20 protein-coding genes are annotated in these 19710 nt (G+C 72.9%); 7 read left to right on the forward strand and 13 right to left on the reverse strand.

Going from position 1 to position 19710, the window contains the following annotated elements:
• Positions 1–222 precede the first annotated feature (222 nt).
• On the forward strand, positions 223–1683 hold the full coding sequence (locus tag EV372_RS07290; RefSeq protein ID WP_130395373.1) for an alpha/beta fold hydrolase: 1461 nt from the start codon (positions 223–225) through the stop codon (positions 1681–1683).
• A gap of 80 nt (positions 1684–1763) precedes the next feature.
• Here EV372_RS07290 and ptsP read toward each other — a convergent pair whose 3' ends face one another.
• From ptsP to EV372_RS07320, 6 genes are all read right to left on the reverse strand, one after another.
• Positions 1764–3467 carry a phosphoenolpyruvate--protein phosphotransferase gene (gene ptsP / locus EV372_RS07295; protein ID WP_130395374.1) on the reverse strand — a complete coding sequence of 568 codons (1704 nt, stop codon included), beginning with the start codon at positions 3465–3467 and terminating at the stop codon, positions 1764–1766.
• Between the two features lie 235 nt (positions 3468–3702).
• A complete protein-coding gene (locus EV372_RS07300; protein WP_130395375.1) occupies positions 3703–4743 on the reverse strand; it encodes a zinc-dependent dehydrogenase in 1041 nt (346 codons plus the stop codon).
• Between the two features lie 65 nt (positions 4744–4808).
• Positions 4809–5252: a PTS mannitol transporter subunit IIA gene (locus tag EV372_RS07305; protein ID WP_013155221.1), complete on the reverse strand. Its 444-nt coding sequence runs from the start codon at positions 5250–5252 to the stop codon at positions 4809–4811.
• Positions 5242–5550 carry a PTS sugar transporter subunit IIBC family protein gene (locus EV372_RS07310; RefSeq protein ID WP_013155222.1) on the reverse strand — a complete coding sequence of 103 codons (309 nt, stop codon included), beginning with the start codon at positions 5548–5550 and terminating at the stop codon, positions 5242–5244. Before EV372_RS07310 ends, EV372_RS07305 begins: the two co-directional genes overlap by 11 nt.
• The gene (mtlA, locus tag EV372_RS07315; protein WP_130395376.1) at positions 5550–6656 is read right to left on the reverse strand and encodes a mannitol-specific PTS transporter subunit IIC; all 1107 of its coding nucleotides are present in this window, start codon (positions 6654–6656) and stop codon (positions 5550–5552) included. Before mtlA ends, EV372_RS07310 begins: the two co-directional genes overlap by 1 nt.
• Positions 6657–6808: 152 nt before the next feature.
• Complete coding sequence (locus EV372_RS07320) at positions 6809–7570, reverse strand: DeoR/GlpR family DNA-binding transcription regulator (protein WP_017563623.1); 762 nt, start codon at positions 7568–7570, stop codon at positions 6809–6811.
• 331 nt (positions 7571–7901) lie between these two features.
• Between EV372_RS07320 and pfkB the strand changes: the two genes are divergently transcribed.
• From pfkB to EV372_RS07335, 3 genes are all read left to right on the forward strand, one after another.
• Complete coding sequence (gene pfkB, locus EV372_RS07325; RefSeq protein ID WP_094804907.1) at positions 7902–8843, forward strand: 1-phosphofructokinase; 942 nt, start codon at positions 7902–7904, stop codon at positions 8841–8843.
• Between the two features lie 54 nt (positions 8844–8897).
• Positions 8898–9167 (forward strand): HPr family phosphocarrier protein, encoded by a 270-nt coding sequence (locus tag EV372_RS07330; RefSeq protein WP_130395377.1) that lies wholly within the window; start codon positions 8898–8900, stop codon positions 9165–9167.
• A gap of 120 nt (positions 9168–9287) precedes the next feature.
• Positions 9288–9467 carry a hypothetical protein gene (locus EV372_RS07335; RefSeq protein WP_130395378.1) on the forward strand — a complete coding sequence of 60 codons (180 nt, stop codon included), beginning with the start codon at positions 9288–9290 and terminating at the stop codon, positions 9465–9467.
• A 155-nt stretch (positions 9468–9622) separates the two neighbouring features.
• On the opposite strand, the gene EV372_RS07340 is transcribed toward EV372_RS07335, so the two are convergent.
• Positions 9623–10387 carry an SDR family NAD(P)-dependent oxidoreductase gene (locus tag EV372_RS07340; protein WP_130395379.1) on the reverse strand — a complete coding sequence of 255 codons (765 nt, stop codon included), beginning with the start codon at positions 10385–10387 and terminating at the stop codon, positions 9623–9625.
• 305 nt (positions 10388–10692) lie between these two features.
• Between EV372_RS07340 and EV372_RS07345 the strand changes: the two genes are divergently transcribed.
• Positions 10693–11610 (forward strand): LysR family transcriptional regulator, encoded by a 918-nt coding sequence (locus tag EV372_RS07345; RefSeq protein WP_130395380.1) that lies wholly within the window; start codon positions 10693–10695, stop codon positions 11608–11610.
• A gap of 63 nt (positions 11611–11673) precedes the next feature.
• Here the strand turns inward: EV372_RS07345 and EV372_RS07350 are convergent, their stop codons facing one another.
• From EV372_RS07350 to EV372_RS07365, 4 genes are all read right to left on the reverse strand, one after another.
• Positions 11674–12666 (reverse strand): YihY/virulence factor BrkB family protein, encoded by a 993-nt coding sequence (locus tag EV372_RS07350; RefSeq protein ID WP_130395381.1) that lies wholly within the window; start codon positions 12664–12666, stop codon positions 11674–11676.
• Positions 12667–12812: 146 nt separating this feature from the next.
• Positions 12813–13385 (reverse strand): DUF3618 domain-containing protein, encoded by a 573-nt coding sequence (locus EV372_RS07355; protein ID WP_094804911.1) that lies wholly within the window; start codon positions 13383–13385, stop codon positions 12813–12815.
• A complete protein-coding gene (locus EV372_RS07360; RefSeq protein ID WP_130395382.1) occupies positions 13361–13777 on the reverse strand; it encodes a phage holin family protein in 417 nt (138 codons plus the stop codon). The genes EV372_RS07355 and EV372_RS07360 overlap by 25 nt, the downstream gene beginning before the upstream one ends.
• Before the next feature lie 10 nt (positions 13778–13787).
• A complete protein-coding gene (locus EV372_RS07365; protein WP_130395383.1) occupies positions 13788–14450 on the reverse strand; it encodes a hypothetical protein in 663 nt (220 codons plus the stop codon).
• Between the two features lie 495 nt (positions 14451–14945).
• Between EV372_RS07365 and EV372_RS07370 the strand changes: the two genes are divergently transcribed.
• Positions 14946–16205: an MFS transporter gene (locus EV372_RS07370; RefSeq protein ID WP_130395384.1), complete on the forward strand. Its 1260-nt coding sequence runs from the start codon at positions 14946–14948 to the stop codon at positions 16203–16205.
• A 385-nt stretch (positions 16206–16590) separates the two neighbouring features.
• Here EV372_RS07370 and EV372_RS07375 read toward each other — a convergent pair whose 3' ends face one another.
• Positions 16591–17823 (reverse strand): RNA-guided endonuclease InsQ/TnpB family protein, encoded by a 1233-nt coding sequence (locus EV372_RS07375; protein WP_197044372.1) that lies wholly within the window; start codon positions 17821–17823, stop codon positions 16591–16593.
• A 119-nt stretch (positions 17824–17942) separates the two neighbouring features.
• Between EV372_RS07375 and EV372_RS07380 the strand changes: the two genes are divergently transcribed.
• Positions 17943–18977 (forward strand): nitronate monooxygenase, encoded by a 1035-nt coding sequence (locus EV372_RS07380; RefSeq protein ID WP_130395385.1) that lies wholly within the window; start codon positions 17943–17945, stop codon positions 18975–18977.
• Between the two features lie 127 nt (positions 18978–19104).
• On the opposite strand, the gene EV372_RS07385 is transcribed toward EV372_RS07380, so the two are convergent.
• The gene (locus tag EV372_RS07385) at positions 19105–19389 is read right to left on the reverse strand and encodes a DUF1540 domain-containing protein (protein ID WP_130395386.1); all 285 of its coding nucleotides are present in this window, start codon (positions 19387–19389) and stop codon (positions 19105–19107) included.
• Positions 19390–19710 lie beyond the last annotated feature (321 nt).

The following is a 19710-nucleotide window of genomic DNA, read 5'->3' on the forward strand; positions in this document are numbered from 1 at the left end:
CGGTCGCGCGCCGGTGCCGGACCGGGCGACCTCCGACGAAAGTCGGTGCGTGGGAGCAGCCGGAACCGGTCGGCCCCGACCCGCCCCCCACTGTGGGAGGTCCGGCGAATCCTCCGTTCGAGGGAGGCGCGCGCGGAACGGCCGACAGTAGCGTGCGGAGGGCTCCCACCGTTCGTCCACGGACGGTGGCCCCGTACAGAGCCGTCTGATGGGAGAACCCCTGTGCCCCTCGCCCGAAGCGCCGCGCTGGCCGCGGCCTCCGGACTGCTGCTCACCGCCGTGGCCGCCCCCGCATCGGCCGCCCCAGGCCCGGAACCGGAGTGGCGGCCGTGCTCCGACGTCGCCTGGGGGTGGGACGAGAGCGACGACCGCACCCTGTGCGCCACCGTTCCGGTGCCCATGGACTACGAGAACCCCGACGGGCGCACGATCGACATAGCGGTGACCCGTGTACCCGCCGCCGGGGAGAACGCCTATCCCATCCTGTTCAACCCCGGCGGCCCGGGCCATCCGGGCGTGACCACGCCCGGGAGCATCCTCGACAGCGAGGCCGCGGACCTGGGACTGAACCACGACCTCGTGGGCTTCGATCCGCGCGGGGTGGGCTACAGCGACCCCGTGGACTGCGGTCTGGAGGAGACCGCCCCCGACCCCGGCCTGAGCGACGAGGAGAGCGCACGGCACGTCGCCGAGGAGCAGAGCCGGATCAACCGCGCATGCCACGCCCGGGACTCCGAGTTCGTGGACTCGCTGACCGCGGAGAACGTGGCCCGGGACATGGACCTGATCCGCGAGGCGCTGGGAGCGGAGACGATCGGCTTCTACGGGGTGTCCTGGGGGACCCTGCTCGGCGCCGCCTACAGGTCGATGTACGACGACCGGGTCGAGGCCATGCTCCTGGACTCGGTGATGTCGCCCGAGGCCAGTGTCACCGTGTTGGACGAGGGGCAGGCCATGGGTGCCCAGGCCGCGTTCCACCGCTTCACCGACTGGATGGCCGAGCACGACGACCACTACGGGCTCGGCGCGGACGCCGACCGCATCCGGGAGGAGGTGTACGGACTGCGGGAGGAACTGACCGAGGAGCCCCGCACCGGCCCCGACGGGACGGTCGTCGACGGCTACGCCGTGACCGCCCTGCTGGCCACCCCCGAACGCGAATGGCCCGCCAACGCCCGCTCCCTCGTCACGCTCCTCGACGGGGGCGTGCCAGGGGCGGGGGCCGCCCGCGGAGCGGTCTCCGGCGCCGGTTGGGACTCCGAACCCGTCTTCGACTCCTTCGCGCAGGTGTCGCTGCTCTGCAACGACTCCGACAGCCCGCGCGACTTCGACCAGGTGTGGCAGAACCGGTTGGAGCGGGCCGAACGGTACCCCGTCATGGGCACCCTGGGCTTCTACGAGCACTCCTGTACCGGGTGGCCCGAGGAGGGTTCGGCTCCCGACCTGAGCCGCGGGGACAGCCCCCTGCAACTGGTGGGCCACGTCAACGAGATGATCACCCCGCACGACTGGGCGCTGGACATGAGGCGGGTCGTCGGCGGAGAGGTCATGAGTGTGGAGGACGACGGGCACGGAACTCTCTCCGGCCTGGACTGCGCCGCGGCGGCCGTCGACTTCTTCGACACCGGGCGGACCACCACACGAACGTGTCCGGGACCGCCCGCGCCGACCCCCGAGGGCTGAGGACGGGTTCGCCTACGGCGGTGCGCCCTCCCCTGTCCCGGATGCGGGAAGGGAGGGCGCACGGCGTGCCCGGGTGGGCGTCAGCGGTCGACCGCCTCCGGGTGGGCGGCGGCCCTGACCGCCTCGCGCGCCTGTTCGGCGCTGGAGGCCGCGACCGCCAGGTCGGCCAGTCTGCGGCAGTCGCTGTGGGTGTGCAGGGCCAGCGCGTGGCGCACGGCGGGCAGCGCGGGCGCGGACATCGACAGGCTGGTCGCGCCCAGCCCCACCAGCACCAGGGCCAGCAGCGGGTCGGCGGCGGCCTCGCCGCACACGCCGACCGGGCGTCCCGAACGCTCCCCCGCGCCGCCCACGGTGCCCACCAGCTGGAGCAGCGCCGGCTGCCAGGGGTCGAGCAGGTCGGGCAGAGCGCCGAGGGTCCGGTCGGTGGCCATGGTGTACTGCGCCAGGTCGTTGGTGCCGATCGACACGAAGTCCACCCGGGACAGCAGCCGGTCGGCGAGCAGCGCCGCGCCGGGCACCTCGATCATCACGCCGACCTGGTCGAGCCCGGCCTCGCGGGCCAGGGAGACGAACTCCTCCGCCTCGTCGGGCGTGGACACCATCGGCGCCATGACCCGGACCTTGGCGGAGGTCTCCCGGGTGGCGGCGGCGATGGCCTGGAGCTGGTCGGTGATCAGGTCGGGGTGCACCCGCGAGGTGCGGAAACCCCGTACGCCGAGCGCGGGGTTGTCCTCGTGGCCGGTGGACGCGAAGGCCAGGGGCTTGTCCGACCCGGCGTCCAGGGTCCGCACCGTGACCGTGCGCCCGGCGAACGCCTGGAACAGGGCCGTGTAGGAGGCGGTCTGCTCCTCGACGGTGGGCGGGTCGGAGCGCTCCAGGAAGAGGAACTCGGTGCGCAGCAGTCCCACGCCCTCGCTGTCGTGGGCACCGGCCTTCTGAGGATCGCCCTCACCGACGTTGAGCAGCAGCGAGACCGGGACGTCGTCGGCGGTCCGGCCCGGACCGGTGGCCTCGGCCAGCAGCGCGCGCCGCCGCTCGGTGCGCTCGCGCATCCGCTCGGCGAGCTCCTCGTCGGGCTCGACCTCGACCGTTCCGGCGTCGCCGTCCACCGCCACCGGCGTCGCGTCGAGCAGCTCGGCGGCCCCCGCGCAGCCGACCACGGCCGGGATGCCGAGCGACCGGGCCAGGATGACCGTGTGGCTGGTGGGTCCGCCGTAACGCGTGACGATGGCGAGCACGCGCTCGACGTCGAGCTGCACGGTGTCGGCGGGCGCGAGGTCGTCGGCGACCAGCACGTGCGGAACGCCGGGGTCGGGCAGCCCGGGCATCGGCAGGCCCAGGAGCACGGCGGTCGCGCGGTCCCGGATGTCGGCGAGGTCGGCGGCGCGTTCGGCGAGGTAGCCGCCCGCCGCCTGGAGCAGCTCCTGGTAGGCGCCGCAGGCCGCGTGGACGGCCCAGGCCGCGGGGTCCCCGGCCTCGGTGCGCTCCGCGGCGCGGCGCGCGAGTTCGGGGTCGCGGGCCATGAGCGCCTGGGCGCTCAGCACGGCCGCCGCGTCGCCCTGGAGGTCGGCGGCCTGGCCTTCGAGCAGCTCGGCCACCCGTTCCAGTGCCTGCCGCGCCCGGGCGGCCTCCTCCCCCGGGTCCACGACGGTGGGCCGCTGGTCGGGCAGGGAAGGCGGCGGGGCCATCCGCGCCACCGGGCCGACTGCGGCCCCCGGGCTGGCGGGGATACCCGTCAGCCGGGTGTCGCCGGCTGCGGCGGGGAGGGGTTCGGTCTTCGCCATGGTCGCTCCGTACGTCGGAAAGGGCCAGAGGGAGGGGCCACGACCGGCGAACGGCCGTGGGAGGACTCCCGTATCCAGGAAACCCCGGGCGGGCGGGCGGCGGTAGCCCCTGTGGACAACCCGGGAGGACGGGGGCGCGACCGCGCCCGCACGTCGTGGGAACGCCGCCGCCCCCGGGCGGGCGGGTACCGCCGCCGCACCGGGGCGGCGACGGTACCGCCTTCGCGCACGCGCGCTACGGCTGGATGGTCACCTTGATCGCGGTGCCCGAGGCCACCGTCTCGATGGCCTTGTGCACGTCGGACAGGGACATCCGCTCGGTGATCAGGTCCGCCACCGGCACGGCGCCGGAGGAGATCAGCTCCAGGGCGCGGCGGTTGTGCTCGGGGCTGGAGCCGTTGGCGCCGAAGATCGAGATCTCCCGGTAGTGCACGGCGTTGGAGTCCAGCTGGATGATCGGCGCGTCCTTGGGCAGGCCGCCGAAGAAGCTGATCCGGCCGCTGCGCGAGACCATGCGCAGCGCGTCCTCCTGGGCGCGCCCGGAGGCGGCGGCGGTGATGACGACGTCGGCGCCCCGGCCGTCGGTCAGGCGGAGCACCTCCTCCACGGCGTCGGTCTCGGCGCCGCAGATCGACGCGTCGGGCTGGACGATGTCGGCGGACATGTCCAGGCGGCCCCGGTTGAGGTCCACCAGGTAGACCTTCGCCGCGCCGCGCGCACGGGCCAGCCGGACGTGCAGGCAGCCGATCGGCCCGGCGCCCATGACCACGACCGTGTCGCCCTCGCCGACACCGGCGATCTCCTGGCCGTTGAGCACGCACGCCAGCGGCTCGGCGACGGAGGCCTCGGCCAGGTCGATGTTGTCGGGGACGCGGTTGACCCCGTCCACGGCCAGGACCGACTCGGGGATGATCATGTACTCGGCGAAGCCGCCGTCGTAGTGGTAACCCATGGACTCCTGGCGCGAGCACACGGTGAAGCGGCCGTCGGAGCACTCCACGCAGGTGCCGCAGGGGATGGCTGCGATGACCTGGACGCGGTCGCCCTCGGCCCAGCCGGTGACGCCCTCGCCCACCTCGACGATCCGCCCGGCGATCTCGTGGCCGATCACGCGGGGCGGACGGATGTGGTGGTGTCCGTGCCGGGAGATCTTCACGTCGGTGCCGCACGTGGAGCAGTTGGCGACGGCGATCTTGAGCTGTCCGGGTCCGGCGGTCGGCTCGGGGGCCTGCTCCAGTCGGATGTCACCGGGGGCGTAGAAGCGGGCGACGAGCATGTTCGGGCCTTTCTGCTGGGCCCGCCGGCCCTGGGTCAGGGGACCGGCGGGTGGTTCGGTTGGGCTCAGCCGTCCTGTAGGGGGCCGAGCAGTTCGAGGACGTCGGACGTGGTGCTGGCGGAGCGCAGGCGCGCCGCCTTCTCCGGGTCGGTGAGGATCCCCGCCAGCGAGGACAGCACGCCCAGGTGCTCGTCCCCGGAGGCGGCGATGCCGATGGCCACGTGGACGGTGGGACCGCCCCAGTCGACCCCGCCGGGGAACTGGACCACGGCCAGCGCGGTGCGCTTGACCAGGGCCCGCGAGGCGTCCGTGCCGTGCGGGATGGCCACGCCCTCACCGACGAAGGTGGGGATGGAGGCCTCCCGCTCGTGCATGGCGGGCACGTAGCCGGGTTCGACGGCGCCCAGTTCGACGAGCAGGGCACCGCACTGGTCGATGGCGTCGGCCCGGTCGGCGGCCTCGCGGCCCAGCCGGACGGCGTCCTCGGTCAGCGCCAGATCATTCGGCAAGGGTGCTCCCGTTCTTCACAGCCTGCTCCAGGCGGGTGAACGCCGGGTCGCCCAGGAACATCTGGAAGCTGATGACGACGGTGCCGGGCACCCGGGTCCGGGCCCGGTCGACGAGCCCGGTGTGGCACAGGACCACGTCGGCGCCCTCGGGGATCCGGTCGACCGGGGAGTGCTCGACGGACACGCCGTACGGGGACAGGGTCTTGCTCAGCTGCGAGGTGAGCAGGACGCTGCTGCCCATGCCCGCGTCGCAGGCGACGACGACCTTCTTGATGTCGGAGCCCTCGATAGTGCTCATCAGCTGTTCTCCTGGTTCTGAGCGGCTTCCTGCTTGGCCTTCTCCTCGCGCTCGGCCTTGCGCTCGGACCGGCCGAAGCCGAGCAGGAGCGAGGCGATGACGAAGGAGACGATGGTGGCGGCGACGACCCCGGCCAGGACCGACAGGTGGCCTCCCTGCGGGGTGACCGCCATGATCGCGATGATGCTGCCGGGGGAGGCGGCGGAGACGAGCCCGGCGTCCATGATCATGAAGGTCGCGACGCCGGACATGCCGCCGCCGATCGCGGCGAGGATCAGCTTGGGCTGGGCGAGGATGTACGGGAAGTAGATCTCGTGGATCCCGCCGAAGAAGTGGATGACGGCCGCGCCGGGCGCGGTGGCGCGGCTGACCTTGGAGCCGAAGAACATCAGGGCCAGCAGGATGCCCAGGCCCGGTCCGGGGTTCGACTCGATGAGGAACTCGATGGCCCTGCCGTCGGCGACCGCGCGGGCGGTGCCCAGCGGGGTGAAGACGCCGTGGTTGATGGCGTTGTTGAGGAACAGCACCTTGGCGGGCTCGACGATGACCGAGACCAGCGGCAGCAGGCTCAGGTCGATGAGGAACTGCACGCCCTTGCCCAGGCCGGTGGCGATGCCCTCCACGATCGGTCCGATCGCGTAGACGCCCAGGGCGGCCAGGATCGCGGCGAGGATGCCGGCGCTGAAGTTGTTGACCAGCATCTCGAAGCCGGCCTTGATGCGCGGCTGGACGACCCGGTCGAAGTGCTTCATGAGGTAGGCCGCGAACGGACCCATGAACATCGCGCCCAGGAACATGGGGATGTCCGCGGAGACGATCACGCCCATGGTCGCGGCCGCGCCGACCACGCCGCCGCGCCTGTCGTGCACCAGCGCGCCGCCGGTGTAGGCGATCAGCAGCGGCAGCAGGTACTTGATCATCGGGTCGACGAGCCCGGCCATCTGCTCGTTGGGCCACCACCCGTCGGGGATGAACAGGGCGGTGATCAGGCCCCAGGCGATGAACGCGCCGATGTTGGGCATCACCATGCTCGACAGGAACCCTCCGAAGCGCTGTACTCCGGAGCGCACCGAGGCGAGTCTGTCCGTGCTCTGCTGTGTGGTCATGGGGGACCTCCTGGGAGGTGCGGCGGGCGGATCGCCCGCCGATGAGGTGGGGAGGGGCAGTGGGTGTCGGTGTTGGTGTGGGTGGGCGCGGGGTGTTCCGGGGCGGGGCGGTCCCGGACGGTGGAACCGCCCCGCTCGGTGTCCCGCCCTGGTCAGACCACCTGGACTCGGGGTCCGGCGGCCTCCAGTTCGTCGGCGAGACCGCTGGCGAGACCGGTGTCGGTGATGACCAGATCGAGGTCCTCGACCGCGGCGAAACGGGCGAAGTGGTCGTTGCCGACCTTGGTGTGGTCGGCGAGCAGGACGCAGCGGCGCGCCGAGGCGATCATGGTCCGCTTGACCTCCGCCTCCGCGGGATCGGGTGTGGTGAGCCCGCGTTCGGTGGAGATCCCGTTCGCCGCCATGAAGGCGACGTCGACGTAGGACTCGGCGAGGGAGCGCAGCGCCCAGGCGTCGACGGTGGCCTGGGTGCGGGTGCGCAGGCGCCCGCCGAGCAGCATGAGGTTGATGTGGGTACGGGGGGCGAGCGTGAGGGCGATGGACAGGGAGTTGGTGACGACGGTGAGTTCGCGGTCGGCGGGCAGCTGCTCGGCGAGGCGTCCGGTGGTGGACCCGGCGTCGAGCAGGATGGCGCCCTCCTCCGGGAGTTCGGCGAGAGCCGCCTTGGCGATGCGCTCCTTCTCCTGCGTCATGACGGAGTCGCGCACATTGAGGGCGGGCTCGAAGCCCAGCCGCTCGACGGGGATCGCGCCACCGTGGACCCTGCGCAGGACCCCGTGGCGTTCGAGTGCCGTGAGGTCGCGTCGGATGGTCTCGTACGTGACGTCGAACTCCGCGGCGAGCCCCGTCACGTCGACCCGGCCGTCCCGCCGGGCGCGTTCGAGGATCGCCTTCTGGCGCTCTTCCGCGTACATGTTGGATCACCTGTGTTTCGGTGTGGTTTTCTGTGAGTTTAATGGTGTTGCCTGGGACACACAAGAGGTACCTTGAACCAATATCCCAGCAACACTGCTCGTCGCGAAGCCCCTACGGTCCGCCCGGACCCACCAGGAGTGTTTCCCCTCCCTCCGACTGCGGCCGCGCACCGGGACGCCGGTGACACAAGCCCCGCGCCCCCGTGACCGACAGTGGCCAAAACCGGAAACCAGGACACAACAGCATTGACACACGCAGGCAAACACACATAATCAAAGGTAGTCCCACATCCGGACCGGGCCGGGCGCAGCCACCTCGAAAAGAGCACCCATGATCCTGACCCTCACCCCCAACCCGAGCGTGGACCACACCCTGGAGGTCAGTCATCTGACCCGCGGTGAGGTCCTGCGCGTGGGCTCCACCCGCGCGCAGGCGGGCGGCAAGGGCGTCAACGTCTCCCGCGCGCTGCGCCGCGCCGGCGTGCCCACACGGGCGGTACTGCCCGTGGGCGGCGGCGGAGGCGCCGAGCTGACCACCCTGCTCGGGGACCTGCCCTGCGTCGCCGTCCCCATCGAGGGCGAGACCAGGGGCAACATCGCCGTCACCGAGGACGACGGCACCACCACCAAGCTCAACGCACCCGGTCCCGTGCTCTCCCCCGAGGAGACCGACGCCCTGCTCTCCGCCCTGGAGAGCGAGCTGGACCGGGGGCCCGCGTGGGTGGTGGCCAGCGGCAGCCTTCCCTCCGGCACCCCCGACGACCTGTACGTGCGCGTCGCCGAGCTGGCCGCCTCCTACGGGGTCCCGCTGGCCCTGGACACCTCCGGCAAGCCCTTGGAGGCCGCGGCACGCGCGGGGTCGGTGGCCCTGCTCAAGCCCAACCAGGAGGAGCTGGCCGAGCTGATCGGCCGGGAACTGACCACCGTGGGCGCGGTCACCGAGGCCGCTCGCGAGGTCCTGGGGTGGGGCAACGGCTCCGCCCTGGTGACACTGGGAGGCCACGGTGCGATACTCGTGGACCCCGAGCACACCTGGTGGGCGCGCGGGCCCCGGGTCCGCACGCGCAGCACGGTGGGCGCGGGCGACTGCGCCCTGGCCGGGTTCCTGGGTGCGGACGGCTCCCCCGAGGACCGGCTGCGGCACGCCGTGGCGTGGGGGACCGCCGCGGTCTCCCTGCCCGGAACCACCGTCCCCTCCCCCGACGACGTGGCCGCCGACGCGATCACCGCGGTGGCCGACCCCGACCCGCAGTGGCCGGTCGACACGCTCTGACCCGGGCCTCCCCGCCCAACCGACGATCTCCCGACGACTTCTCCTAGGACTGACATGCCCCAGCGCACCGTGGCCATCGCCTCCCAGCTCGGCCTGCACGCCCGCCCCGCCAGCCTGTTCGTCCAGGCCGTCAACGGCTCCGGCCTGCCCGTCATGATCGCCCGCGAGGGCCAGGACCCCGTGGACGCCCGCAGCGTGCTCGCGGTGATGGCGCTGGGCGTCAAACACGGCGAGACGGTCACCCTGTCCTGCGAGGAGCAGGAGAACGCGGACAAGGTCCTGGACGAGCTGGTGGAGATGCTGTCCCGGGAACTGGACGCCTGATCCACGGGCTCCGCGCGGCCCCCGCCCGGACACGGGCCGTCCCCATGCGGGGGCGGCCCCTCCGGGGCGCGGTCCCGCCCGGCCCTGGCCTTCGGGGTCGGCCGGGGCTACCTTGCTGCCATGGACACCACACGTGACGACACCCTCATCGGCCCCTCGGGGATCTGCAGGCGGGGGCAGCACGAGTGGAAGCACGATCCCCCCGGAGCGAAGCGGCAGATCTGCACCCGGTGCCGGTCCATGTCCACGACGAACTACTGCGACTGCGCCGAGTGCGCGTCCGGCGGCGCGCGGACCTGAGCCCCGCGGGGCCGGACGGCGACCGCGGCCCGCACCCGCCTGCCCCGGCCGGGGACTGACGGAGCGGCCGTCGAACTCGGCGGCCACCCCGCCCGGCCCCCTCAGAGGGGGGTCAGAACCCCCGTGTCACACTGACCGCGGTCCCGGCCAGCCCGCTAGGACTCCTCGCGCCGCACGCGGTGGACCTTGTGCTGGGCGGCCTGCGCGCGCGGGCGCACCACGAGCAGGTCGATGTTCACGTGCGGGGGCCGCGTGACCGCCCACACGATGGTGTCGGCGACGTCCTCGGCGCTCAGCGGGTCGGGCACACCGGCGTAGACGGCGTCGGCGGCCCCGGAGTCACCGCGCATCCGGTTGAGGGCGAACTCCTCGGTCCTGACCATGCCCGGCGCGATCTCCAGCACGCGCACCGGTTCGCCGCACAGCTCCAGGCGCAGCGTGGCGGCGAGGCTGTGCGCGCCGTGCTTGGCGGCCACGTACCCGCCGCCGCCCTCGTAGGCCACGTGCCCCGCCGTGGAGGAGACGACCAGCACGGTGCCGTCCCCGCTGGCGATCAGCTTGGGCAGCAGGGCCTGGGTCACGTTGAGCACGCCGATGACGTTGACCTCGTACATGGCGCGCCAGTCGGCGGGGTCGCCCTCGGCGACGGTCTCGGTGCCGATCGCGCCGCCCGCGTTGTTGACCAGGACCTCGCACGAGGTCAGGGAGTCGGCGAAGGCTTCGACGGCGGCCCTGTCGGTGACGTCGAGGACGTGGGCGCGGGCGCTGCGGCCCTCCTCGGCCAGTTCCTTCGCCAGCGCCTCGATCCGGTCGGCGCGGCGGGCGACCAGGACCACGTCGTAGCCCTCCTCGGCGAGGCCGCGCGCGGTGGCGGCCCCGATCCCGCTGCTGGCTCCGGTGACGACGGCGGTCGCTGACATGGTGGTTCCTCCCGGAAGTCGCTGTCGCGCCGAGCGTATCCGGTGGCCGTGCCCGGCCCGCAGGGAGGAGGGGCCCGTCCAGCCGCACGGGGGTTCCGGCGGCGGTCGCGGCGCCCCGGGCCGAGGGGGCGCCGTCGTCCACGCGCGGACCTGGAGAGTGCCGCCCGTGCGCGGACCGGACCCGGCGGGGCCCGCCCCCGGCCGCGTCTTCGGCCATACGAGAGCCGGTCGACCGGGCGGTACGCGTCCCGTGCTTCTATGAGGGGTGCTCGCCGACCCGTCGCGTGTCGGGGGCGGCACGGGCCATGTCGGCGAAGGTGAGGGGGACCGTCCAGTTGCGGGGTATCGAGATCCGGGAGCTGGAGTGCTTCCTCGTCCTGGCCGAGGAACCGCACCCCGGTCACGCCGCGGTGCGGCTGGGCGTACCCGCGGAGACCGTGGACCGGCTGCTGCGCGCCCTGGAGGACCGGATCGGCGCACCTCTCCTGGACCGCACGGGCCCGCGCCCGTGCCTCACCCCGTTCGGCGAGGAGTTCCTCGACACCCTGCGGCCCGCCTACCAGAACCTGGCGGCGGTGGTGGACGGCGCGCGCGACCGCGCCCACGGCGGGCCGTCCACGGTCCGCCTCGGGTTCCGGGGGAAGGTGCACGGCCCGGTGGCCGAGGCGGTGCGCGCCTTCGAGGAGCGCGAGCCCGGCACGCGGGTGCGGATCGTGGAGACGGCGCACTCGGACCCGTTCGGTCCGCTGCGCGAGGGCGAGGTCGACGCCGCCGTCGTCCTGCTGCCGGTGCGCGAACTCGACCTGGTCGTGGGCGCGGTCTTCTCCCGGCAGCCGCAGCGGCTCGCGCTGCCCGCAGACCACCCCCTCGCCGCGCGGACGGGCGTCGGGATCGAGGACATGGCCCGGGTCTCGCTCATCCCGGTCCGGCGGACCCCCGACCACTGGCTGCGCGTCCACGCCCCCACCGTCACCCCCCTGGGCAGGACCATCCGCCATGAAAGCGGTGTGGACACCCTGCGGGAGGGGTTCTCCCAGGTCGCGGCCGGGAGGGGGGCCATGCTGCTGAGCGGGGACGTCGCGGACCACGCCGACCGGGACGGACTCGTCCTCGTCCCGGTCGACGGCCTGCCGGAGTCGTCCCTCGGCCTGGTGTGGCCGCGCGGGGACCGGCATCCGAGCGTGCCGGTCCTGGCCGCCGCCCTCGCCGACGCCCTGGGCTGAGGAGCGGGCCGAATCCGTTGCGGGTGCGACGCACGGGACGCCCGTGGTCCGCGGCCCTGCCCCTCACCCCTGCTGGTGGTGGGCCCGGTGTTTCTTCTTGGGCACGTCGCGCATGTCCACGTAGGGCTCCTCGTCCACCGGCTGGCCGCCGGAGATGGCGCGTCCGCGTTCGATCTCGGCGTTGAACTCCTCGCCGAGCAGGATCGCGATGTTGGTGATCCACAGCCACACCAGGAAGACGACCACCGTCGCCATGGTCCCGTAGGTCCTGCCGTAGGACGCGAAGTTGGCCACGTAGAAGGCGAAGGCGGCCGAGGCGAGCAGCCAGAGCACGACCGCCAGCACGCTCCCCGGACTGACCCAGCGGAACCCGCGTCTGGCGTTGGGCGAGGCCCAGTACAGGAGCGCGATCATGAACACCACGATCAGCAGCAGCACCGGCCACTTCGCGATGTTCCACACCGTCACCACGGTCGAGCCCAGGCCCAGCAGCTGTCCGACCCAGGCCGCGGCGCTGCCGGTGAGGGCGACGCCGACCACCGTCAGGGACAGCAGGACGACCATCAGCAGGGTGACGCCGACGCGGATCGGCAGCGTCTTCCAGATGGGGCGCCCCTCGGGCACGTCGTAGACGACGTTGGAGGCGCGCATGAAGGCCGCGATGTAGCCGGAGGCCGACCACAGGGCGATCGCCAGGCTGACCAGTCCGAACACGCCCGCGGCCGTCTGGTTGCCCTGGAGGTTCTCGATGGCCGTCGTCACCAGCCGCGCGGCGTCGGCGGGCATGGTGGCGGAGATGTTGTCGGTCAGGGTCTGTGTCGCGGAGGGCCCGGCGAGGCCGAGCAGTGACACCAGCACGAGCAGCGCCGGGAAGAGCGACAGGATCGCGTAGTAGGTGAGCCCGGCGGCGAGGTCGGCCAGCGCGTCCTCCTTGAACTCGCCGACGGTCCGGCGCAGCGACGCCCACCACGACGACGCCGACATGTCGGTCGGTTTCTCGGCCTCCTCCGGGGAGGAACGGCCGTCGTAGGCGTCCGAGGAGTTGCCTCCCACCATCTTCCCGCTCCTTCCCTCACCGGTTCCCGGGGGCCGGGCCCCGCAGGAGACGGGGCGAGGGGCCTTCCGGCCCCTCGCCCGCGCCGTCGCGGACACCCGCCCACGGGTGCCCGGCCCGGAGGCGTTCCCCCGGGCCGGGGTGGGACTCAGGAACCGCGCATCTCGTCCTTGGCGGTCCTCGCCTCCTGGCGGGCCTGCTCGCCCGTGGCCTGCGCGGCCTCCGAGGCGCTGCCCTTGAGGTGCTCCCCGGCGGTCCGCGCGGACTCCACCGCCTGCTCCTTCACGTGGGCGGCCGACTCCGCGACCGCCTGGCGTGCCGGTTCGATCGCGTCGGCGTGCTCGCCCACCCGCCGGGCCGCGCGCTGTTCCGCACGGCTCTCGGAGAGGACGGAGGCGGCCAGGAGACCGGCCCCGAAGGCGATCAGCCCCGCGGCGATGGGGTTGCCCTGGGTCTGGTGCACGGCCCGCTCCGGCAGCGACCTCGCCATGCCGACCGCCTGGCCGGTGGTGTGCCGGATCCCCTCGGCCGCCTCACCGGTCGAGGGGGTGGAACCCATGATCCGGTCCTTCAGGTCCCGTGTCCCGTGCCGGACCCTGCGGGTACGCCGGTGCACGACGTTGCGCGGGTTGGCGTGGTCCACCAGACGGTCGGTGTCATGGGTCAGCTCCGAGCGGGTCCGCTCGATGTCCTGTCTTATCTGGTCGGGTGTTTCGCCCATTGCGCGTCCTCCTTGAGGGTCTCGATGGTGCGTTCCGGTTTCGGAGAGACCTCGCGCATGCGGTTGCGGCCCATGACGGCCAGGACCGCGCCGACGATCGCCCACACCACCGCGACGACCAGCGCGGCCCAGCCCAGGCCGATCAGTTCCGCCAGGCCGAACATGGCCGCGAGGCTGAGCAGCAGCAGGGCCAGGTACCCGGCCACCGCGGCCCCGCTCAGCAGGCCGGCGGCCTTGCCGGTCTTGACCGCCTCCTCGCGCATCTCGGCCTTGGCCAGCGCGAGTTCCTGACGGAACAGCTTCTGCAGGTCTCCGGTCACCGCGCCGAGGAGTTCGGAGAAGGACTGCTCCTTCTCGTCCGTCTCCCGCCGTGCTCCGGGAATGGTCGCCATGTCAGCCCCCTCAGAACGTGCGTCCACGCGGCCCCGGATCGGGCGGTGGCGGACCGATGTCCTCCGGCCGGGGCGTGACGGGCGGACGGGAGGACGCGATCCCCTCGTCCTGGTCGGTCTCGCTCAGACGGGGTGCGGGCGGACGGACCCGCTCACCGGCGGGGAGCGCCTCGGGGCCGCCGTCACCGGCCCCCTCCCGGCCCGCGGAGATGTCGGACGAGGCCTTGAGGACGCGTCCGAGCGCGAATCCGGCGACGGCCGCACCGGCCAGGAAGGCGACGGGCCTGCGCCGCGCGAAGCTCCTGGCCTCCTCCACCAGGCCCTCCATGCCGCGTTCGTCCAGGAAGTCGGCGGCTCCGCGGCCGCTGTGGGCGATCTGGCGCACGGCACCGCTCACCGGGGAGCCCTGCTCCCCGCTGTCCGCCATGGACGACAGCTCCTCGGACCACTGGCGCAGGTTCTGCGACGTGCGCCGGGTCTGTTCGTGGACTTCCTCACGCAAGCGGGTCTGGACGTCGTCGGCGACGTGCCGGGCCTCGGTCCGGGCCTCGTCGGCCAGGGAGCGCACCTGGTCCCCCGCGGTGGAGGCGACCTCGCCCGCCGCCCCGCGGGCGGTGTCGGTCAGGCGGCCGCCCGTGCCCCCGGGGCCGTCTCTTCCCTCGTGTGAGTGCATCGCCAAGCCTCCTTGGAGTCGGCCTGTTGCTCGGTTGGCACCGCGACTACCCCGGCTCCACCCGGTCATGCACACCGAGGCGCCGCACTTCACACAGGCCCTCACCCCCGGTCCCGGGGGGGCGCGGAGGGCACCCGGACAACCGTGTCGTCGTCTTCCGGTCACCGCCCCGGGCGCGGGGCGCGGACCGGCCTCCGCGGAACGCCTCGCGCGGAGGTTGGGTCACCGTGTCCCCGCGGGGCCCGGGGAACCGGTCGGGCGCGGCGTCGCGCGCCGTCGCCGGGTTCGGGGAAGCCGGTCGGCCGCGGCGCTGTCGCATCGTCGCGGGGTGGGGGTGAGCCGGTCGGCCGCCGCGTCACACGGGGTCCGGGAAAAGCCGTGGCCGCCCCGGAATCCGCGTGCTAGCTTGGGCGGAATTTCCCTCCGGAACCGCTAATGCCACCGCCATCAGGGGGCTGGTCGGAGCCGCGACGTCCCTCGACCAGGAAAACGCCCATGCCCGTGGAGAGAACCGCCGAATCGTCATTGTTCCTGCGCTACACCTCCTTCGCCCTTCTCGGCGCTTCGGCCGATTTCCTTTTCGGCGCGGTTTTCGTCACCATCCTCCTGGAACGCGGGGCGGACCCGTGGCTGCTGGGACTGATGCTCGGTTCCACGAACCTGGTGGCCCTGTTGGTGGAGGCGCCCAGCGGCGCGCTCGGCGACCGCTACGGCCACCGCAGACTGCTGACGGTGGGGTTCGCCGTGTGGGGCACGGGCTTCGTGCTGACGGGGTACGCGGACGGGCTCGCGCTGACGCTCGCGTCCATGTACCTGTGGGCGGTCGGCTTCCACCTCCAGTCCGGGACGCTGGTCGCGCTCGTGGTCAACCGGATCGGCGACCGCGACCGCCCCGCGCGGATCGCGCGGACGGTGCGGTTCGTCCAGGTGGCGGGCAACAGCGGCGCGGTGCTGGGGGCCGCCTCGGTGATGGTGGCGGGCACCTGGCTGTCCGCGGACGCCCTGGTGCTGGTGAGTGGCCTGATGCTGGTGGCACTGGCGGCGCTGGCCCCGGTGTGCTTCCCCCACTCCCCCGGCCAGCCGGGGCGCCCGCTCACCGCGATCGTCCGGGAGTCGGCCGTACTGGTGGCGAGCAGGCGTTTCGTGCCGCTGGTGGCCCTGTCGGCGGCGTCGGTGTCGGGGCTGACCGCCCTCGTGCTCTCCTGGCAGCCGATGCTCGCGGCCGAGCACGGCGTGGACGTGCGGCTCAACGGCCTGGTGCTGCTGCTGATGATGGCGGCCATGGCGGCGGGTTCGGCGTGTTCGCGGTTCGTGGGGCGCGGCCGGCCGCACGTGTGGGCACCCGTCTTCGCGGCGTCCTCGGGCCTGCCCCTGGGGCTGGCGGCGCACGGGGCCGTGCCGCTGGTGGCGGGGCTGGTGGCGGCCGAGTTCCTGCTGGGACTGGCCGTGGTGCTGTCGCACGTGTGGCAGCAGACGATGTTCTCCGACGCCAACCGCAACACCATGTCCGCGATGCTGGGGATGGTGGGCAACGCGGCGAGGATGCTGACCATGCTGGCGTTCGGGTGGCTGTGGGAGCTGTTCGGGCTGGACTGGACGGTGACGGCGGTGGTCGGGTTCGGGGTGGCCGCGGCGCTGGCGACCGTTCTGCTGTCCCGGCGGTTCCCGGAGTCGACGCGGTTGGTCGAGGGCTCGGACGAGGGCGGGGGCGAAGGGTCCCCGGACGAACCGGAACTGGACGGGACGGGCGGATAGCGGCCCGAAGGGACGGGCCGCGGGCGGAAAGCACGGATATCGGAGGCACCGTTCGCGAGCCTTTCCCGACGGAACGGAAACGGGAGAACCCAACCCCTCTTTCCTCCGCCCTGGATAATCATCGTGTCCCATGTCACATAAATCTCCGGGCGAACCGCCATATCGCGTTTCGGGGCGGGTTCGGTCGAACTCCGGAAAACGCGCGCCGGTAGCATTTCCCGGACACGGGAGGCGCGGCCCGGGCAGCGGTGCGCTCGCGGGTGCCGCGGGGCGGCCGGAGCCACGGGGGACGGGGACGCCGCCGCGCCTTCGCCGGACCGGCCGAGGACGAGGAGAGGGACCTTGACTTCCTCTCCTGCCTGAAGGCAGGAGATTCCGGAACCACCTACCGGTGGTTCGAGGCCAACGCCTCGTCACGGGTCGCCCCGTGGCCTTCCTGATTCGTCGCCGATCGCCCCGTCCGGGAGGACTCCCGTTGAGGTCTCACACCAGCTCCACAGGCAACAACCGCCAGCCCGGCGGCTTCGAGATTGAGCGCCGCGTTCACATCACGGTCATGGACCACCCCACAACTGGGGCACGTCCACTCCCGTACACGCAGCGGCAACGACGTGTGCACGTACCCGCACCCAGGCGTCGAGCACGACTTGGAGGAGGGGAAGAACCGGTTCACCACGACCAGGTCCCGCCCGTACCAGGCGCACTTGTACTCCAGCATGGTGCGCAGCTCGCGCCAGGCCGCGTCCGAGATCGCCCGGGACAGCCTCCTGTTCTTGACCAGGTTGCGCACGGCCAGGTCCTCGATCACGACCACTTGGTTCTCGCGGACGAGTCGAGTGGAGAGCTTGTGCAGGAAATCCCGACGCCGGTCGGTGATGCGGGCGCACGCCCGCGCCACCTTCCGCCGGGCCCGGTCCCGGTTCGCACTGCCCTTGGCCTTGCGGGCCAGCGCACGCTGCGCCTTGGCCAGCCTGGCCCGGTCGCGTCGCTCGTGGCGGGGGTTGGCCACCTTCTCCCCGGTCGACAAGGTCACCACGGAGGTGATTCCGGCGTCGACACCTACCGCGTCGCGGATGGCCGGGGCCGATGTGATGGTGTCCTCGCACAGCAGGGACACGAACCAGCGCCCGGCCGCATCGCGCGAGACCGTCACCGTCGATGGACGGGCCCCTTTTGGCAGGGGCCGCGACCACACGATGTCCAGGGGTTCGGCCATCTTGGCCAAGGTCAGGTGGCCGTCGCGGTAGCGGAACGCGGACCGGGTGTACTCCGCCGAGGCCCGGGACGTCTTCTTCGACTTGAACCGCGGATACCGCGCACGCTTGTCGAAGAAGTTGCGAAAGGCGGTGTGCAGGTGGCGCAGCGTCTGCTGGAGCGGGACGCAGGAGACCTCGGTGAGGAAGGACAGCTCCTCGGTCCTCTTCCAGGCGGTGAGCATGGCCGAGGTGTGGGAGTAGCCCACCCGCTCCCGGCGCTGGTTCCAGGCGGCGCTGCGTTCGGCCAGGGCGCGGTTGTAGACCAAGCGCACGCACCCGAACGTGCGCGACAGCTCGGCCGCCTGCGCATCACTCGGGTAGAAGCGGTACCGAAACGCCCGCTTCACGCTCTTGCTGGTCATGGCACACACCGTAGCGACCGCCCTGCGATCGCGTGAGGCGAATCCAACAGAAAATCACGAGAAGGGAGAGGGCGTGTCCTCCCCGCCCTGAAGGACGGGTATCCACGCCCAACAAACAGATGAGCCTGGCAGAGCTTCTGCGGGAGCGCCCGATCGTACAGGCGCCCATGGCGGGCGGGGCCGCCACGCCCGCGCTGGTGGCGGCCGTGGCGGGAGCGGGCGGAACGGGTTTCCTCGCCGCCGGGTACCTGACCCCCGAGGTCCTCGCCGACCAGCTCGGGGCGGTGCGCGACGCCGGGGTCGGCGCGTTCGGGGTGAACGTGTTCGTGCCGGGCCCGCCCTCCGACCCCGAGGTGGCGGCGTCCTACCGTTCCGACCTGGAGTCCGAGGCCGAGCGGTACGGGACGCCGGTCGGCGCCCCGATGCGCGACGACGACGCGTGGGCGGCCAAGATCGACCTGCTGGCGCGGGCGGCCGTGCCGGTGGTGAGCTTCACCTTCGGCTGCCCGGAGGCCGCCGTGCTGGAGCGGCTGCGCGCGGCGGGCAGCGCCACGGTGGTCACCGTGACCACGGCCGGGGAGGCGCGCGAGGCCGTGGCCCGCGGGGCCGACGGGGTGTGCGCGCAGGGCACGGAGGCCGGGGGTCACCGCGGCGCGTTCGACCCGGTCGGGAACGGCGGTCTGCCGCTGCGGGAGCTGCTGGCGGACGTGGTCGGCGCGGTGGAGGTACCGGTCATCGCCGCCGGGGGGATCATGACCGGGGCCGACGTGGCCCGGGTCTTGGACTCCGGTGCCGCCGCCGCGCAGCTGGGCACGGCGTTCCTGCGCTGTCCCGAGAGCGGCGCCAATCCGGTCCACAAGGCCGCGCTGGCCGATCCCGCGTACACCGGGACGGCCGTGACGTGGGCTTTCACCGGCCGTCCGGCGCGGGGCCTGGCCAACAGGTTCATCGCCGAGCACCCGCGGAGGCCCTCCGCCTACCCCGAGATCCACCACATGACGAAGCCGCTGCGCGCGGCCGCCGCCCGGGCCGGGGACCCCGGCGGCATGGCGCTGTGGGCGGGAGAGGGGTTCCGGGCGGCCAGCGACGATCCCGCGGCGCTGGTCGTGGAGCGGCTGCGCCGCGAGGCCGCGGAGGCGGGCCGGAGGGTCTGAGGGACGAGGGGTTCGGGGGGCGCGGGGCGGGCCCAAAGGCCCGAGGGCCGCGGGGATGGACCCGAACACGGAACCGGCCCCGGGCGTGGCGCCCGGGGCCGCGGAGTGCGCCGGTGCGCGGTGCCGCTCAGGCGGGCGCGTAGGTGAGGCAGTCGGCCTGCCGGTGCACGTACCCGACGGAGATGGCCGGGGCCTGGCACTCCAGCTGGACGTTGTGCTCGCAGTTCGACATCTTGCAGGCGCCGACCTGGCCCGTGGCGACGGGATCGCCACCTTGGTCACCGGCGTCGAAGAAGGTGTCGCACTGGGCGTGGGAGGAGTTCCCCACGGTGATGGCCAGTGCGTGACAGGAGTGGTCGGTGTTGTAGGCGCAGGCGTCCACCTGGCACGAGTTCACCACGGGCATGTCCATCGCGTTTCCCCCCAGAGCATCGACGGCGCGTTCGAGGCTGCCAGACGGGACGTCCGGCTTCCAGGACACCGCCTCGTGTCACCGCGAGCGGGACGGAGTGTTGACGAAGGCTTGGCACGGAGGCGACCCGGAGCACGGTCCGGCCAGGTTGGACCGGTCGTGGCCGCCGTTGCACTCCTCGAACACCGCGAACCCGGGATCGCGGCCGAGCGCCTGGCCGAGGTCCTGGGTTCCTGAACCCGGGACGGGCGCCGGGGCTCCCGCCGATCCGGCCGCCATCCGCATCCGCTCCGGCGTGGACGGACGTGCGGTGTCCTTGAC

This window comes from Nocardiopsis sp. CNZ308 (genome assembly GCF_004217075.1).